The organism is Vibrio sp. V23_P3S9T160, assembly GCF_963886625.1.
GTDB classification, from domain to species: Bacteria; Pseudomonadota; Gammaproteobacteria; order Enterobacterales; family Vibrionaceae; genus Vibrio; species Vibrio anguillarum.
The window spans coordinates 34,689-50,360 of sequence record NZ_CAWPDB010000182.1; the positions used below are offsets into that span (position 1 = coordinate 34,689).

Consider the following 15,672-nt stretch of genomic DNA (forward strand, 5'->3'; position numbering starts at 1 on the left):
ATACTGAGGAGGTTTCGGCTATGATGGTGTCACCAACGAACGTAAGTGTGCCACTTATCGCCCCATCGGTTAATGTGCAAACGGAACAGGCCGCGCGTGACAATCGGATCCGCGCCCCTGTGATGCCAACCGTCGAACTGGCTAAAACCAACGCTGAGCGTAAGGTAAAGGCGGATGATAAAAGACGAAAACAGTCGTCATGGGACCCTTCAGAGCATCCAAGCTATGAGGTTGGCACCGAATACGAAACATCGACTTCTTATCAAGAGGAGCAGAAAAGCGAGCTCGAAAGGCTGTTTGACTTGCTCGCTCTCGCCACCTACAGCAAGGATCAAGGTAAAAGCTATACGATGCGGTTTAGGTTACCTAAACACATTATTGATGCTGCGATAACCGAAGGCAAAATGGCGCGTCGGCGAACTGTAATTAAGTACTATTATGGTCACGCGGTTGCACCCAATACGCCTTCTGAAGTGATTGCGGTGTTGTAGGTCGATGAATGCGACTTATCGCGATAAATAAAATCCCCACTTAGGCGTTGGCCGCAGTGGGGATTTGTGTTTTTTGCGGCTCTGATATGAGCGACGCGGTTAGGTGCTTTTCACTGTGATTCGTTTATCCAGTAAGTTACGCATCGCCGCTATTTTTTTGCTTTAGCAAAGGCGGCGGCGAAAGCTCCACCCATCGCAGCGTTTTGTTGTGGCTCTTCACGACGGCGTTGCGGTTGGCCACTATTTTGATGCGAACGCGTGTTGCTACTTGTTGCGCCAGAGCGTTGGCTGCGGTTATCTTGACCCGGCTCATCGTTTAAGCGCATCGAGAGTGCAATGCGTTTTCGCTGCACATCGACTTCCATTACTTTGACTTTGACGATGTCGCCCGCTTTCACCACTTCACGCGGGTCGGCAATGAAACGATCAGTCAGCGCAGAGATATGCACTAAGCCATCTTGGTGAACGCCAATATCAACAAAAGCACCAAAGTTGGCCACATTCGATACCACGCCTTCCAAAATCATCCCAATTTCCAGATCTTTCATTTCAGTCACGCCGTCAGCAAAGGTCGCGGTCTTAAACTCAGGGCGTGGATCGCGGCCCGGTTTATCGAGCTCTTTGATGATGTCAGTGACAGTCGGTAGGCCAAAATGCTCGTCGGTATAATCGACGGCGTGTAAATTGCGCAAAAACTCACTATTGCCGATCAGTGCTTTGATCTCTTTGCTATTTTTTTCGGCGATGGCTTTCACCACTGGATAAGCTTCTGGGTGAACCGAAGAGGCATCGAGTGGATTTTTACCATCCATAATGCGTAAGAAGCCCGCACATTGCTCAAATGCTTTTGGCCCTAAGCGCGCGACTTTTTTCAGTGTAGCGCGTGAGGCGAAGCGTCCATTTTCATCCCGATAATCAACGATGTTTTGCGCCAGTGCGTTAGACAAGCCAGCCACGCGTGTTAACAGCGCGGCAGAGGCAGTATTCACATCCACGCCTACCGCGTTGACGCAGTCTTCAACAATCGCATCTAAGCGTTTAGCGAGCATCGACTGGCTGACATCGTGTTGGTATTGGCCCACACCGATCGATTTCGGATCGATTTTCACCAGCTCGGCAAGTGGGTCTTGCAGGCGGCGAGCAATCGACACCGCGCCGCGTAGCGACACATCCATATTGGGGAACTCTTTGGCCGCCAACTCAGAGGCTGAATAGACCGATGCCCCCGCTTCGCTGACAATGATTTTCTGCACTTTCAGGTTGCCGCGCTTAATGACATCGGCGACAAAAGTATCGGTTTCGCGCGATGCGGTACCGTTGCCAATCGCAATCAAATCGACGTTAAATTGGCGTACCAACTGCTCAACAATTTTCGCTGATTTGTCATGTTGGTTATGCGGTTGATGCGGATAAATCGTCTCGGTCGCCAGTACTTTACCCGTGGCGTCCACTACCGCAATTTTCGAACCCGTTCGCAAACCAGGATCCAAGCCGAGAGTGGCGCGTGGACCAGCCGGTGCGGCCATCAACAAATCTTTTAAGTTGGTGGCAAACACTTCAATCGCTTCGATTTCGGAACGCTCTTTCATTGCGCCCATCAGTTCGGTTTCCATGTGCATTGACACTTTAATGCGCCACGCCCAACTGATCACTTGTTTGCGCCACCCATCGGCAGGGGCGCTACTTAAGTGAATGCCATAGTGTTGTGCAATCAGCGTTTCGCAATACGATTGGCGCACGCCCTCTTCTTGCTCTGGGTCGGCATTCATGCTCAAGCTTAAAAAGCCTTCATTGCGGCCGCGAAGCATGGCCAATGCGCGGTGTGAAGGCACTTTACTGAGTGTTTCATTATGCGCGAAGTAATCTTTAAATTTCTCCCCTGCTTGCTCTTTGCCTTCGACAACGCGAGAGACCAATTCGGCACTGCGCGTCAAATGGCGGCGCACTTTGTCCAGCAGGTTGGCATCTTCAGCAATGCGTTCCATGATAATGGCGCGTGCACCGTCCAGTGCTGCTTTGATATCACTGAGCCCTTTCTCGGTGTTCACATAGTGTGCGGCCTCGGTTTCAGGGTCGGTTTGCGCTTCATTCCACAGCTTGTCTGCCAGTGGTTCAAGCCCTGCTTCAATCGCAATTTGACCTTTAGTACGACGCTTAGGTTTGTAGGGCAAATAGAGATCTTCAAGGCGAGTTTTACTATCCGCTTGGTTGATCTCTTGTGCTAGCTCGGCGGTGAGTTTGCCTTGTTCTTGAATCGATTTCAGAATGGTTTGGCGGCGATCATCGAGCTCGCGCAGATAGGATAAACGGCTGTCTAAGGTACGCAGTTGGGTGTCGTCTAGCCCACCCGTGACCTCTTTACGGTAACGGGCGATAAAAGGAACGGTGTTTCCGTCATCAATAAGTGTGACAGTCGCTGTCACTTGCTCAAGACGCACATTTAGCTCTTGTGCGATCAATTTGCAGATAGCTTGGCTCATCCGTGGTTTCTCTTTTGTAGTTCAGTAGCACCACCACTCAGGGTGGTTTGAATAGGGTAACTATTGGGGCACGTTAGACTTATTTCTAGTCTAACGGCGCGCTGTTATGAGATTAGTGAGATAACCTTCTACCCGATTGTGCCAAATAGGTCACGTAACGCGTGTGATTTTGATGTCATTTTTCAGCGTTGGCAGCGCTAAAGCCGAAGATGAGTTTGGTGGCTAAAGATAAGTTCAGTCAGTTGGTACCGAGCGAAAATGACAGTATAGTAGCAAGCCATCGTGATGAATGTATAACCCGCGGCGACCTTGAATGTGCGGCGCTGTGTAATGGGAAAAAATCTTGAAGACCAAACTGATTACCCGTGAGGGCTACAATAAATTAAAGGCAGAGCATGACCATCTTTGGCATGAAAAACGGCCAGAAATTACCAAAATAGTCACTTGGGCTGCTGGCCTAGGGGATCGCTCTGAAAACGCAGACTACACCTTTAATAAGCGTTTACTGCGCCAAATTGATCGCCGAATTCGTTTTTTGAGAAAATTTTTACCGGAAGTGACGATAGTTGATTATTCGCCTCAACAAGAGGGGAAAGTGTTTTTCGGTGCTTGGGTGGAAATTGAAAATGAAGCGGGTGATGTAAAGCGCTTTCGCATTGTGGGCCCAGAAGAGATTTACGGTGACGCGAAAGATTACATCTCCATCGATTCACCGATGGCGCGTGCTCTGCTGAAAAAAGAGGTTGATGACGAGGTGCAAGTGCCCACGCCCACCGGCATCAAAGAGTGGTTTATTAACTCGATTGAGTATGAAAAAGGGCAGTGAACGGAGTATTCGGTTCAAAATATTCCTCGGTCGCTCATTTTTCTCACTCACTTGCTTCGCAACGCCTCTAACGGCTTTTTCAACACAGCGGGTAGCGAGTAGAGCAGCAGTAGCCGTAGGGCGTGGTTGATCATCACAAACGCGGGTTCCATGCCCAGCAGTAGGGCGACGGCGGTCATCGCTTCTACGCTGCCGGGGACCCAAGCTAAAAGTAATACCACCCAAGATTTATCCAGCAGTAACGCAAACAAGCCAGACACGGCGACGGCGACCAGCAGACCAATCAGTGTAACCATCACACCCGCGCGCGAATAAGCCATGGCTTCGCGCAATGTGGTATCGGCAAGGCGTGCGCCAATCAAAATGCCCAGCAGTGCGGTGGCGAATACTACCATCCATGTTGGAAGTTGTAGCGCAATGCCTGTCGAAAAACTATTGAAACTGGCCGTGACCAGCAGTGCCGCCAACATATAGGGCGCAGGAATACCGAGCAAGGTCGAGCCTTTGCCCAGCAGTAGACTAAGCAGCGCAAGCGCAAAGAAAATCAACCACGCGTAAATCGTCAAACTGCTCTCAACGGGGGCAACGTCGGGCGTGCTATTGGAGATAAAAAGAGCCAGTAAAGTGAGGATCATCAAGCGCACCGAGTGCGAATAAACCACTTTGGTTGAAGGAGTCTGGCTTGATTCGCTGATCACCAAAATCGCTGCCATCGCGCCCGGTACCGCACCGAGTAGAGATTCAAACGGTGACCAACCTTCTCTTTTGCGGAGCCAAAGAAAGCTGCTGGCGATCTGCAAGCTTAAGCAGCAAACCAAACCGATAATCACCGGTAGGGTTAAGGTTTCGCCCAGTTGACTTAAACTGATGCTCGCCCCAACGCTGATGCCGAGCACAATTTGCACCGTCAACAATAACCCGTTAGGAACGCGAATGGATAAGAGGCGTTTTTTATGCAGCACAATGACTAAAGCTGCGGCAATAAACATTTCAGAAAGCGGAATGGCGAGCAGGCTTCCCACACTCGCCGCAACAGCTGCGATCACCACAATGTGAATAAACAGAGTAAAAGAAGCTCTTTCGAACATTATGACTTTCCTTAATAAATTGTGCAGCGTAAATGCCATCGTTCCTCTAGCACTTCACGTTGTAGTGCTTGCGTTTGGCTTTCTCCCGTATCGATATGACCGTCGGGGATGATGGTTTAGGCTATCGCAGGGTTTAAACGTGTCCAACTTACTAACAATAATGCAGCGAATGCCAACCACACCAAAGTGGCACATACCAGTGTACTGGTGAGAGGTAGCCAATAACTGAAGTAGTATACTGCCAACAGATATGTCGCATACGGGATAAGCGAGTAAAGGCCAAACAACGCGGTGGTGCGCAGGTCTTCCATCGTGCGTTCGGTGCCGACAATGTAATGCGCAATCAGAGCGAAGGTAGGAAACAGCGGTACAAGACCAGCAATAAAAAAGCTTTTGCTTTTGGAGAGCAGGGCGATGATCAACACGGCAAGCGCACCAAGCAGGCACTTGAAAAACAGAGCTGCCATGACATTTCCTTTTGTCAGAATAGATTAAGTGTTGCTCACTATAAATCACTGATAGGTTAACTAGAAATGTTCATTGATGGGTTTGTTATTTTCTATGCAACATTTCTTCAAATCCAAGTAAAATGGCCGCCACTCTTTTTATTCGGCGGCGTGTTGTATCATGCGGCTTGGTTGGGCAAAGATGAAATTAGGAAAACGGCTCACGCAACTAGTACAGCAGATCAACCGCCACTACGATCATATTTGGGATTGCTGCTGCGATCACGGTCTGCTTGGCGCGGCGTTACTGAAGCGCTGTCCAAATAGTGTGGTGCATTTTGTAGATATTGTGCCAGCGTTGATTGAAAAGGTGACGCTTGATTTAACGCGCTATTTCCCTGTAACGGCAGCGTTACCGCGCTGGCGTGCACATTGCCTTGATGTGCGCGATTTGCCGCTTGATAACCATTCTGGCTCGCATCTACTGATCATCGCTGGGGTTGGCGGTGATTTAATGAGTGAATTCATTGCCGCGCTGGTTGAGCGTTATCCGCATCGCTCGTTCGATTTTCTGCTTTGTCCTGTGCATCACGGCTACACCTTACGTGAACAGTTGATGACACTGGGCGCGAGATTACAACAGGAACAACTGGTGGAAGAGAATCGGCGTATCTACGAGCTGCTGAACGTGCAGATTAATCCGCCTGCAGTACGAGGCAAAGAACCAAAATTACCACCCCTTAGTTTGGTTGGCGAATCGATTTGGCAAGTGGCCAATGATGAGCAAAAAATGATTGCCCAGCGTTATCTGACGCAATTGCAACAGCATTATCAGCGTAAAGCGCAAGGCGGCGATGTTAGCGCGCAAAAGTGTTGGCAAGCCTATCAGCCGATTAATATCACTTGTCATGGAAATTTTAGCGATGGAAATAGCCAATAGGCGGAGAATATGAAAGCACTCAATGATCTGAACTTGTTTGTCGAAACCGCACGCCAAGGCAGTTTTTCTAAGGCGGCCAACAGCGTATCGCTGACCACGGCCGCGGTCAGTGCCGCCATTCGCCGCTTAGAAGAGCAGGTGCAGTTTCCGCTCTTTGTCCGCTCGACACGTCATATGCGCTTAACCCAAGAGGGGGAGATTTTCCTCGCCAAAACTCAGACAGCCCTTGCCACGTTGCAAGAAGGGCTCGATCAGATAGCATGCGCGCGCGGTCAACTGGCGGGGAAGCTGCACCTCAGTGCCCCTTCGGATTTGGGGCGCAATTTACTGCTGGATTGGATCGATGAATTTATTGCCTTGCACCCGAATGTCATTGTCAAACTGGATCTCTCTGATCGCTTAGCGGATATGTATGCTCACCCGATGGATATTGCGATTCGTTATGGCCATCCTGCTGATTCCAATTTGGTTACAATGCCGCTGTGTGAATCAAACGAGCGCGTGTTGTGCGCTTCGCCAGAATATTTGGCAACGCATCCACCTATCCTCCATCCTGACGATCTGCAACATCACAATTGTCTTTGTTATATGCTGGCTGACACGCTGCATAATAAGTGGGTTTTGAGCCGAGAGGGCGAAACGCAGAGTGTGGTAGTGCAAGGAAACCCCGCATGCAACGATGGTGACGTGGTACATCGATTGGCTGTTAAAGGCAAAGGCATTGCCAATAAGTCATTAATGGATATCAGTCAGGATATTATTGATGGGCGCTTAGTACGCATTTTACCGCAATGGGAAAGTGGGCCAGTGCCAATTTATATCGTGTGCGCAGACCGACGTTTGATCACCCCAACCATTCGCGCTTTTCAGGAATTTATTCGTGGAAAAGGCTGCCAGCAACGACAAGCGGTACTGACAGCCATCAAACAGCGTGAGAGTTAATCCCGCATTAGCCAACAAACGTTAGCGGGCGGATTTGTAGGTATTCCAATGCCTCTTGCTCGCTAAGCTGTTGTTGAAAGTGCTGAAAATGCGCACTCTGCTGGTGTTGTTGCAAGCTCTCCTCTGAGCACCAAATCTCCTGCATCAAGAATAACCCGTCAATCGAGTTATCACGATAGAGCTCATATTGGCAGCAGCCTGTTTCGTTGCGGCTCGGTTCAAGCAGCGCTTCAAGCATAGCTTGCACTCGCTCTATTGAGTCGGGAAGGGCTTTGATTTCGGCTAATAAGTGGATCATGGCTTATAACTCAGTAAAGACGGTTTGCTCTGGCCAGCGAGATTTCGGCAGCTTGGCGTTGAAATCTTCTTCGCTGTGGTAACCGAGCGGTACAATCACTAAGCTGGTGAACCCTTTTTCAGTCAGGCCAAACTCTTGGTTGAGCACCTCGGCATCAAACCCTTCAATGGGGACAGCATCAATGCCCATCGCAGCCGCTCCGAGCAGCAGTGTTCCAACATTTAAATAAACTTGTTTTTGCATCCAGTGTTCGGCGTCATTGAGCGTTTCTCGATGCAAGTTAACAAAATAGCTGCGTCCGCCGTGCATGCCTGTTTTGGCTTCTTCATTGGCAAAGCGGCCATCTTTCCCTTCGTTTTCCAGCAGCGTCAATAAGTAGTTATCATCAATATCGGTTTTGGCGCAAAACACCATCACGTGAGACGCATCCAAAATTTTGCGTTCGTTAAAGGAAAATTGACCTTGCGCCGCTTTGGCGATACGCGTTTTGCCTTCCTCGCTAGCCGCCAAAATAAAATGCCAAGGCTGCGAATTGACGCTAGAGGCGCTCATGCGTACCAGTTCTTTAATATCAGCGACTTGCTGTTCAGTCAGTTTACGGTTGGTGTCAAACGCTTTGGTGGAATAGCGCGCTTGCGATGCTTGAACAATATTCATTTTTCCCTCCTAGGGAAGATAACATTCGAGATGGCGCTAAGATAACGGACTGAGTCCAAACAAGAAACCGCCTCTTGCTTAATTCATTTTCAAAAAAAATTTGATAATCCGAATTTGAAAACGCCCTAGCTTGCGGAAAAAGTTAGCACTATCTCATGATATTTCTGAATTAGCGCATACACTTAATGTGTACGGTAGATCATCATTAAGGGATATGGTCACTCACTAAGCGTTAATGATTGTCTAATATATTCAAAAGGTTGCTTTGGCCGGAGAGTATGCATGACGGAGTGTAAGTGCATTTGTTGGTTTATTCTCTTTTCTCTTCCCATCCACTCGGCGTGGGCGGATATTGACTACGGGCCTGCGCAAAGCTATGTGCAATCGCCACTGCATACCAATAGCCTTTCTGCACAACTTCGCTCCGGCTTTTCGATGCAAGAGGAAGAAGTGGAGCTCTATACCAGCGCGACTATCGCCAGCATTTGGGCGATCACGCCTGACTATACGCTGGATTATTACCAGAATCAGATAGCGATGGGCGGTAAATGGCAGCTCTCTTCTAAGTGGCAGGCTGAGCTTAATTATCGTTGGAACTTTGCTGCCAATAATCATTTAGATGGCTTAACCATTGCTTTTCATGATGGGTTTGGCATTGATCAAAACGGGCGTGAGGATGTCGATAACGATCGCTTCATCATTCAAATGCCAGAGTACGGCATTGATCAGGAAGCGTTCCGAGGCGAGACATTGAGCCGTGCGTTGACCAGTTATTTACAGTACCAGCTGGTGGATAAGTCTCATCACGGTTTGTCATTGGGAGTTTCACTCTATTACAACGATCCACACCATGGAATATTCAACCTATCCGAGTTTGAACAAGCGGTGCAGCTTAATTATGGCTACCGAAGAGGTAAGCATGCACTTGATACGCTGTTGGCTATCACCTTTCGCAACCCGACCAATGTACCAGGCCAAACACAGTATCATTCGAGTACTTGGTCGATGGGTACCAGTTATCGATATCAGTGGTTAGAACGCCATTATCTGATTGGGCAGGTCTCATTCTATCAAGGCCTTTCAACGGGGGAGGATGACTTTTCTAAACCATCGACCGAGTTTATTTTGGGGTATCGTTATCAAATGAGCCATTCAGCGATTGAAGTTACTGTGGTCGAAAATATGTTTAATGCCAACAACAGCACCGATATTGCCTTTGGTTTAGGCTATCGCTATCGTTTTGGCCGCTTTGATAAAGAGCCGAACTGACAAACGATGTCATCCGCTTAGTGTCTAACAACGAAGCGCGACAAAAGACATAAACGTTAACAATTCTTTGCATGATTTTAGCCGCAACGGTGTTACATTTTACTCGCTCGGTTTGATATTGGCTGAAGCTCAGAATTAGGTGGGATCTCAGATGCAAGAAAACTATAAAATTTTAGTGGTGGATGATGATGCGCGTTTACGTGCATTGCTTGAGCGTTACTTGTCAGAGCAAGGTTTTCTGGTGCGTAGTGTCGCCAATAGCGAACAGATGGATCGCCTGCTCACTCGTGAAAACTTCCACTTAATGGTGCTTGATTTGATGTTACCGGGTGAAGATGGTTTGTCTATTTGCCGCCGCTTGCGTAACGCCAATAACATGTTGCCGATTTTAATGCTGACCGCCAAAGGCGACGAAGTGGATCGTATTGTTGGCTTGGAGGTGGGTGCGGATGATTACCTGCCCAAACCGTTTAACCCGCGTGAATTACTGGCGCGAATCAAAGCCGTGCTACGCCGCCAAGTGATTGAAGCCCCCGGCGCGCCAAGTGCTGAAGAATCGGTGGTTGAGTTTGGTGAGTTTCGCCTGAATTTAGGTACCCGAGAAATGTTCCGTGGCGATGAGCCGATGCCGCTCACTTCCGGTGAATTTGCCGTATTGAAGACCTTAGTCACCAATGCGCGTGAGCCAATGTCGCGCGATAAGTTGATGAATATGGCAAGAGGGCGTGAATACTCCGCAATGGAGCGCTCGATTGATGTACAAATCTCGCGTTTACGTCGCATGCTTGAAGTGGATCCAAGCAAACCACGCTACATACAAACGGTGTGGGGCTTAGGTTACGTCTTCGTTCCAGATGGTAAAGAGTCTTAAATTTCAATCAGCTCCTGTCGGTTAACCCACAGGAGCTTTTTTGTCGCCTTTTTGATAGTACGTTCATAGCGGGTTTTCCTATGCGCATTCGCAGTTCCTTTACTCAATCGATTTTGCTCTTCTTTTCATTGCTGATCGCCAGCCAAGTGTATTCTTATTACGCCGTATTTAACTATGCTTTGATGCCCAGTTTGCAGCAGTTCAATAAGATTTTGGGCCATGAGATCAACCTAATGCTGGACGATGCGGCGAACAATACATCGAAGCTGGGAATGGACGCCTTACAGCGCCGCCGAGTGTTAGAACAATTGGGCGTCACCATTCATAGTGAAGAGAGTGAGATGGCCCAAGAGTATCACGATGCCATCAGCATTGATTTGATGAGCGAGGAGATGAGCAATGAGCTCGGCTCGCCGACCGATGTGCGGATGATTTTGGGTAAAGAGAGTTATATTTTATGGATGAAAGTGGACTCTTTTCCGGGGTCATTAATACGCATCCCTCTCTCTGAGCTGCAAAAAGAGGATTTTGCGCCACTATTTCACAATAGTTTGGTGATGGCGTTACTGATCGTCTTAGGAGGATGGCTGTTTATTCGTCTGCAAAATCGTCCCTTAATTGCCTTAGAAAAAGCCGCCAAAGCCGTTGGCCGAGGTGAGAATCCGCCACCATTGCCACTCAAAGGCGCTTCTGAAATTCGCGCGGTGACGTTGGCGTTTAATCAAATGTCGAAAGGGATCCAAGCGCTTGAAGAGGATCGCTCATTATTGATGGCGGGGATCAGCCACGACTTACGTACGCCGCTAACTCGTATTCGCTTAGCCACGGAAATGATGTCTCCAGAAGAAAGTTATCTCGCTGAAGGGATCATCAGTGATACGGAAGAGTGTAACGAGATCATCAGTCAGTTTATGGACTACCTTAAACCCGTCAATAAACAGACCTTTACCGCGGTTGATCTCAATGAGATCGCCAATGATGTCGCCACTGCCGAAGGGGGCTACGAGATCAAAATCGATGTCGCGCTGCATTTAACAATGCAGCCAGCCTTTGGCAATGCGATCGCCATTAAACGCGCGGTGAGCAACTTAGTGGTGAACGCCATTCGTTATGGTAATGGTTGGGTTAAGGTGAGTACGGGCAGTACCGCAGATAACAAAATGGCTTGGGTTTGTGTGGAGGATAATGGCCCGGGTATTGATCCTAGCCAAGTGAGTAAAGTGTTTGAACCTTTTACGCGTGGTGATACCGCGCGCGGCAGTGAAGGCACAGGGCTTGGTTTGGCGATAGTGAAACGGATTGTTAGCCAGCATCATGGCAGCGTTGTGGTGAGTAACCGCAGTGAAGGTGGCCTCAAAGCGCAACTGAGCTTCCCGACCAAATAGGCTTAGTCACTCAATAACACAATGGGCTCAACTGAGCCCATTGTGTTTACGGTTTATGCCTTTTCGGCTGCTGGTCGAAGTTTTTGGACACATCCATGCAATCAGTTGGTTTTGAGCTCTTCGAGTTCTTCTTCTTCTTCTTCGTGTGGCAATTTTTCAGGCAGCAGCAAGTTGAGCAAAATAGCGGTGATACCACCAGCCGCTACGCCGGATGAAAAAATGCTCTTAATGAACTCGGGCATAAATTGCAGAATCTCTGGCTTTTGCGCAATGCCTAACCCCATCGAAAACGACAGCGCCATGATTAAAATCGCGCGGCGGTCGAGATCCACTCGGGAAATAATCCGCACACCCGCGGCTGCAATGGTGCCGAACATGACGATGGTTGCACCGCCAAGTACCGGTTCAGGAATCAATTGTACAAAGCTTGCCACGCCCGGGAACAGGCCGAGTAACACCAACATGGCGGAAATAAAGTAACCCACATAACGGCTGGCAACCCCGGTGAGCATAATCACGCCATTGTTTTGGCTAAAGGTCGAGTTGGGAAAACTGTTAAAGACCGCCGCCAGCGCTGAGTTCAAACCATCAGCCAGCACACCACCTTTAATGCGCTTCATGTAAATCGGCCCTTTGACGGGCTCGCCCGACACTTCAGAAGTGGCGGTGATATCACCAATCGCTTCCAATGCGGTGATCAAGAAAATCAGTACCAGAGGAATAAAGAGTGACCAATCAAAACCCAAACCAAACTGCATAGGTATTGGTAGAGCAATCAGGGCGGTTTCACTCAGTGAATCAGTGTTCACCATCCCCATCAAGTAGGCCATGATATAACCAACGAACATCGCAATCACAATCGATGCTACGCGAATGTATGGGTTACTTGAGCGGTTGAGCAGCACGATAAGTCCAAGCACGGTTCCCGCCAGCGCCAGTTTGTCTAAGCTGCCAAAAGTGCCATCGCTGAGCGCAGCATAGCCGCCACCCATAGAAACTAAACCAACTTGTACCAGTGTTAAGCCTATCAGGGTAACCACAATGCCCGACACCAGCGGCGTGATCACGCGGCGCGCGTATTGCAGCACTCGTGATAATAGGATTTCAGCAAAAGAGGCGACTAAAATGGTGCCAAAGATCGCCGCCATCATAGTGCTGATATCTGCACCACCCGCTTTTAATGACAAGCCTGCGCCAATAATTGGCCCAAGAAAGTTAAAACTAGTGCCTTGGATAGAAAGTAAACCGGAGCCAATCGGGCCAATGGTGCGGATCTGGATAAAGGAGGATAAGCCAGATGCAAACAGCGACATGCTGATGATGGTGTTAGTCTGTTCGGCAGAAACACCAAGTGTTTGGCAAATAATAAGCGAAGGGGTGATGACCGCAACAAACATGGCTAGCAAATGTTGTAAAGCGGCGAAAATGGTTTGGGGTAGCGGTGGCCTATCGTTGAGTTGATAAACCAAATCAGACTTACGCGAAGCGTTGTGGATAGTCATACTGTTTTCCTAATGGTGCGTTGTTATCTTAGCGTTCGCTGAGTGGGAGCACTAAGTGGAGCAGACACGTCATCTGTGATTGCTGTTAATCAGAATCTGCTCGGACTGGATAAGTGAGTAGTTCACTAAAAAAATTGGCGAAATTATAGAGGGTTTACGCAAGAAAGCAAACGTTTGCTTTGCTGTGTAAGGGAGAGGGGAATACAGAACGAACAATCTTATGCTTTGGCGTAGATGTCCTTCTCTCCTAACCAGCGATCGATAATGGCGGTCGCGTGGCTTGGATAATGGTCGTGTAAGTAGCGAGCAATGCGCTGTACTTCAGGAATTAAACGTTGGTCACGGACTAAATCCGCAATTTTGAAATCCGCAAGGCCGGTCTGTTTGGTACCAAGCAGCTCACCCGGACCGCGAATTTCTAAGTCTCGTTGGGCAATCACAAAACCGTCATTGCTCTCACGCAGTACGCCCAAGCGTTTTTGCGCGGTTTTCGATAGTGGTGCATGGTAGAGCAATACGCAGTGGCTAGCGACAGAGCCTCGCCCTACGCGGCCGCGTAATTGGTGCAACTGTGCTAAGCCCAACCGTTCAGGGTTTTCGATGATCATCAAGCTCGCATTCGGCACGTCAACGCCAACCTCAATCACCGTTGTGGCAACCAGCAAGTGCAGTTCATTGTTTTTAAAGGCTTGCATCACCGCTTGTTTTTCGCTCGGCTTCATTCGGCCATGCACCAAACCGATTTTGACATCGGGCAGAGTGCGTTGTAGTTCTTGCGCTGTGTCGGCGGCGGCTTGCGCTTCTAGCACCTCAGACTCATCAATCAAAGTACAGACCCAATAAGCCTGTTTTCCTTCACTCAAACAGGCATGACGTACGCGCTCGACGATATCATCACGCTTTGTATCTGGGATTGCGACAGTTTGAATCGGCGTTCGTCCCGGTGGCAGTTCATCAATAACGGAGGTTTCTAAATCAGCGTAAGCAGTCATCGCTAAAGTTCGTGGGATCGGCGTTGCGGTCATGATCAACTGGTGCGGATATGCGCCTTGCTTCGCCCCTTTCTCACGCAGTTCTAAACGCTGGTGGACGCCAAAGCGGTGTTGTTCATCAATGATGACGAGCGCAAGGTGATGAAATTCAACTTGTTCTTGGAAAAGAGCGTGAGTACCCACTATCATTTTTGCCTCACCGCTGGCAATGCGAGCTAGTTCTGTTTCTTTCGCTTTGCCTTTTAATTTACCCGCCAGCCAGCCGACTTGGATGCCCATTGCTTCAAACCAGTTGGCAAAGTTAATCGCGTGCTGCTCGGCCAGCAATTCCGTCGGTGCCATTAATGCTACTTGATAGCCATGTTCGATAGCACGTGCGGCGGCTAATGCAGCGACCAAGGTTTTCCCTGAGCCCACATCACCTTGTACTAAACGCATCATGGGGTGAGCTTGTGCCAGATCGGCTTCGATCTCTGCCACAACACGTGTTTGCGCTTTAGTGGGAGAGAAAGGCAGTTGTGAAAGCAGTTGTTGTTTGAGTTTGCCTGACCCAGCTAGTGGCAATGCGATATCTTGCTGGCCTTGATGGCGTACAGCCAGCATGGAGAGGTTTTGCGCCAATAGCTCTTCCATAATTAAGCGAACCTGCGCCGGGTGTTTACCTTCATCAAACAGTTGCAGGTTAATGCCCGGTGGCGGCCGGTGAATGATGTGCAGCGCTTCAGAGAGCGTAATTTGGTGATCATACAACCCGGCAGGTAGCAATTCTTGTACGGCGGCTTTGTCGAGTAAACTTAATGCTTGATCAGTGAGTGTGCGTAGCGTGAGTTGGCGCAGGCCATCGGTTGTTGGGTAAACGGGTGTTAAGTTAGCTTCGACATCTGGCTGTTGCTGAGGAGCATAAAATTTATAATCAGGATGAACAATTTCAAGGCCGAATCCACCACGCTTAATTTCACCGTAAGCGTGCACTAACTTACCTTCAGAAAAATTGTTTTTCATCCCAGCTGTAAAGTTAAAAAAACGCAGCGTAATGGTGCCGTTACCATCGCTTATTTTTACTGTGAGCATTTTGCGTTTGCCAAAAACCGTATCCACCGCCATGACTTTACCTTGCACGGCAGCCCAAAGCCCGGGATGCAATTTAGCAATAGGGTAGATCCGTGTGCGGTCCTCATAACGTAAAGGGAGATGGAACAGCAGATCTTGCACACTGATTAAGCCAACCTTTTCCAGTTTTTCAGCCACTTTAGCGCCCACGCCAGAGAGTGAGGTGAGAGGAATCGCGGACAGTAGCTGTGACATAACAAGGCTCATTAACAGTATCGTTATGTATTATTCAACCATCGAACTGTTTTTTTGTACAGCATAAAATCATGTAATGGTCGATAAGCGGCAGGCCATCGGCTAATTTGAATAGTGACGCCTAAAATGCAAGATGGGGGTAGGGTGTCGGAAAATAAAAAACCCCATGAGTGGTTAGCC

The 15,672-nt window shown here is 48.8% G+C and carries 15 protein-coding genes; 7 read left to right on the forward strand and 8 right to left on the reverse strand.

Annotation, left to right across the window (positions count from 1 at the left end; genetic code table 11):
• Positions 1–20: 20 nt before the first annotated feature.
• Positions 21–491: a hypothetical protein gene (locus AACU59_RS17220; RefSeq protein ID WP_026027513.1), complete on the forward strand. Its 471-nt coding sequence runs from the start codon at positions 21–23 to the stop codon at positions 489–491.
• A 149-nt stretch (positions 492–640) separates the two neighbouring features.
• Here AACU59_RS17220 and AACU59_RS17225 read toward each other — a convergent pair whose 3' ends face one another.
• Positions 641–2,971: a Tex family protein gene (locus AACU59_RS17225; RefSeq protein ID WP_094145030.1), complete on the reverse strand. Its 2,331-nt coding sequence runs from the start codon at positions 2,969–2,971 to the stop codon at positions 641–643.
• 343 nt (positions 2,972–3,314) lie between these two features.
• Here AACU59_RS17225 and greB point away from each other — a divergent pair, with 343 nt between their 5' ends.
• Positions 3,315–3,797 (forward strand): transcription elongation factor GreB, encoded by a 483-nt coding sequence (gene greB / locus AACU59_RS17230; protein ID WP_010319306.1) that lies wholly within the window; start codon positions 3,315–3,317, stop codon positions 3,795–3,797.
• A gap of 47 nt (positions 3,798–3,844) precedes the next feature.
• On the opposite strand, the gene AACU59_RS17235 is transcribed toward greB, so the two are convergent.
• From AACU59_RS17235 to AACU59_RS17240, 3 genes are read right to left on the reverse strand one after another with little or no spacing between them, the layout of a single operon-like run.
• Complete coding sequence (locus AACU59_RS17235; RefSeq protein ID WP_094145029.1) at positions 3,845–4,885, reverse strand: AbrB family transcriptional regulator; 1,041 nt, start codon at positions 4,883–4,885, stop codon at positions 3,845–3,847.
• A gap of 11 nt (positions 4,886–4,896) precedes the next feature.
• Positions 4,897–4,998 (reverse strand): NUDIX domain-containing protein, encoded by a 102-nt coding sequence (locus AACU59_RS18215; protein WP_158006725.1) that lies wholly within the window; start codon positions 4,996–4,998, stop codon positions 4,897–4,899.
• Positions 4,999–5,001: 3 nt separating this feature from the next.
• The gene (locus tag AACU59_RS17240) at positions 5,002–5,352 is read right to left on the reverse strand and encodes a GlpM family protein (protein ID WP_019282840.1); all 351 of its coding nucleotides are present in this window, start codon (positions 5,350–5,352) and stop codon (positions 5,002–5,004) included.
• A gap of 181 nt (positions 5,353–5,533) precedes the next feature.
• On the opposite strand from AACU59_RS17240, the gene AACU59_RS17245 reads away from it, so the two are divergent.
• On the forward strand, positions 5,534–6,271 hold the full coding sequence (locus AACU59_RS17245) for a tRNA (adenine(22)-N(1))-methyltransferase (RefSeq protein WP_094145028.1): 738 nt from the start codon (positions 5,534–5,536) through the stop codon (positions 6,269–6,271).
• A 9-nt stretch (positions 6,272–6,280) separates the two neighbouring features.
• Positions 6,281–7,213: a LysR family transcriptional regulator gene (locus tag AACU59_RS17250; RefSeq protein WP_094145027.1), complete on the forward strand. Its 933-nt coding sequence runs from the start codon at positions 6,281–6,283 to the stop codon at positions 7,211–7,213.
• A gap of 7 nt (positions 7,214–7,220) precedes the next feature.
• Here the strand turns inward: AACU59_RS17250 and AACU59_RS17255 are convergent, their stop codons facing one another.
• Together AACU59_RS17255 and nfsB are read right to left on the reverse strand one after the other, a co-directional pair.
• Positions 7,221–7,511 carry a putative quinol monooxygenase gene (locus AACU59_RS17255; RefSeq protein WP_013855414.1) on the reverse strand — a complete coding sequence of 97 codons (291 nt, stop codon included), beginning with the start codon at positions 7,509–7,511 and terminating at the stop codon, positions 7,221–7,223.
• 3 nt (positions 7,512–7,514) lie between these two features.
• The gene (gene nfsB / locus AACU59_RS17260) at positions 7,515–8,168 is read right to left on the reverse strand and encodes an oxygen-insensitive NAD(P)H nitroreductase (protein WP_094145026.1); all 654 of its coding nucleotides are present in this window, start codon (positions 8,166–8,168) and stop codon (positions 7,515–7,517) included.
• 282 nt (positions 8,169–8,450) lie between these two features.
• On the opposite strand from nfsB, the gene AACU59_RS17265 reads away from it, so the two are divergent.
• The 3 genes from AACU59_RS17265 to envZ all read left to right on the forward strand — a co-directional run bounded on the left by AACU59_RS17265 (position 8,451) and on the right by envZ (position 11,693).
• Entirely contained in the window at positions 8,451–9,437 is a 987-nt protein-coding gene (locus AACU59_RS17265) for a DUF3187 family protein (RefSeq protein ID WP_088728569.1), read from the forward strand.
• Between the two features lie 151 nt (positions 9,438–9,588).
• The gene (gene ompR, locus AACU59_RS17270) at positions 9,589–10,308 is read left to right on the forward strand and encodes an osmolarity response regulator transcription factor OmpR (protein WP_010319303.1); all 720 of its coding nucleotides are present in this window, start codon (positions 9,589–9,591) and stop codon (positions 10,306–10,308) included.
• Positions 10,309–10,388: 80 nt separating this feature from the next.
• The gene (envZ, locus tag AACU59_RS17275) at positions 10,389–11,693 is read left to right on the forward strand and encodes a two-component system sensor histidine kinase EnvZ (protein ID WP_094144451.1); all 1,305 of its coding nucleotides are present in this window, start codon (positions 10,389–10,391) and stop codon (positions 11,691–11,693) included.
• 101 nt (positions 11,694–11,794) lie between these two features.
• On the opposite strand, the gene AACU59_RS17280 is transcribed toward envZ, so the two are convergent.
• Positions 11,795–13,195 carry a uracil-xanthine permease family protein gene (locus AACU59_RS17280; RefSeq protein WP_094144452.1) on the reverse strand — a complete coding sequence of 467 codons (1,401 nt, stop codon included), beginning with the start codon at positions 13,193–13,195 and terminating at the stop codon, positions 11,795–11,797.
• 218 nt (positions 13,196–13,413) lie between these two features.
• Entirely contained in the window at positions 13,414–15,492 is a 2,079-nt protein-coding gene (gene recG / locus AACU59_RS17285) for an ATP-dependent DNA helicase RecG (RefSeq protein ID WP_094144453.1), read from the reverse strand.
• Between the last annotated feature and the right edge of the window lie 180 nt (positions 15,493–15,672).

Excerpts from the sequence above, each read along its gene's own strand:
- AACU59_RS17255 (WP_013855414.1), bottom strand. The coding sequence starts at position 7,511 with ATGATCCACTTATTAGCCGAAATCAAAGCCCTTCCCGACTCAATAGAG.
- AACU59_RS17280 (WP_094144452.1), bottom strand. The coding sequence starts at position 13,195 with ATGACTATCCACAACGCTTCGCGTAAGTCTGATTTGGTTTATCAACTC.
- AACU59_RS17250 (WP_094145027.1), top strand. The coding sequence starts at position 6,281 with ATGAAAGCACTCAATGATCTGAACTTGTTTGTCGAAACCGCACGCCAA.
- AACU59_RS17235 (WP_094145029.1), bottom strand. The coding sequence starts at position 4,885 with ATGTTCGAAAGAGCTTCTTTTACTCTGTTTATTCACATTGTGGTGATC.
- recG (WP_094144453.1), bottom strand. The coding sequence starts at position 15,492 with ATGTCACAGCTACTGTCCGCGATTCCTCTCACCTCACTCTCTGGCGTG.
- AACU59_RS17225 (WP_094145030.1), bottom strand. The coding sequence starts at position 2,971 with ATGAGCCAAGCTATCTGCAAATTGATCGCACAAGAGCTAAATGTGCGT.
- ompR (WP_010319303.1), top strand. The coding sequence starts at position 9,589 with ATGCAAGAAAACTATAAAATTTTAGTGGTGGATGATGATGCGCGTTTA.
- AACU59_RS17245 (WP_094145028.1), top strand. The coding sequence starts at position 5,534 with ATGAAATTAGGAAAACGGCTCACGCAACTAGTACAGCAGATCAACCGC.
- envZ (WP_094144451.1), top strand. The coding sequence starts at position 10,389 with ATGCGCATTCGCAGTTCCTTTACTCAATCGATTTTGCTCTTCTTTTCA.
- AACU59_RS17240 (WP_019282840.1), bottom strand. The coding sequence starts at position 5,352 with ATGGCAGCTCTGTTTTTCAAGTGCCTGCTTGGTGCGCTTGCCGTGTTG.
- AACU59_RS17265 (WP_088728569.1), top strand. The coding sequence starts at position 8,451 with ATGACGGAGTGTAAGTGCATTTGTTGGTTTATTCTCTTTTCTCTTCCC.
- AACU59_RS17220 (WP_026027513.1), top strand. The coding sequence starts at position 21 with ATGATGGTGTCACCAACGAACGTAAGTGTGCCACTTATCGCCCCATCG.
- nfsB (WP_094145026.1), bottom strand. The coding sequence starts at position 8,168 with ATGAATATTGTTCAAGCATCGCAAGCGCGCTATTCCACCAAAGCGTTT.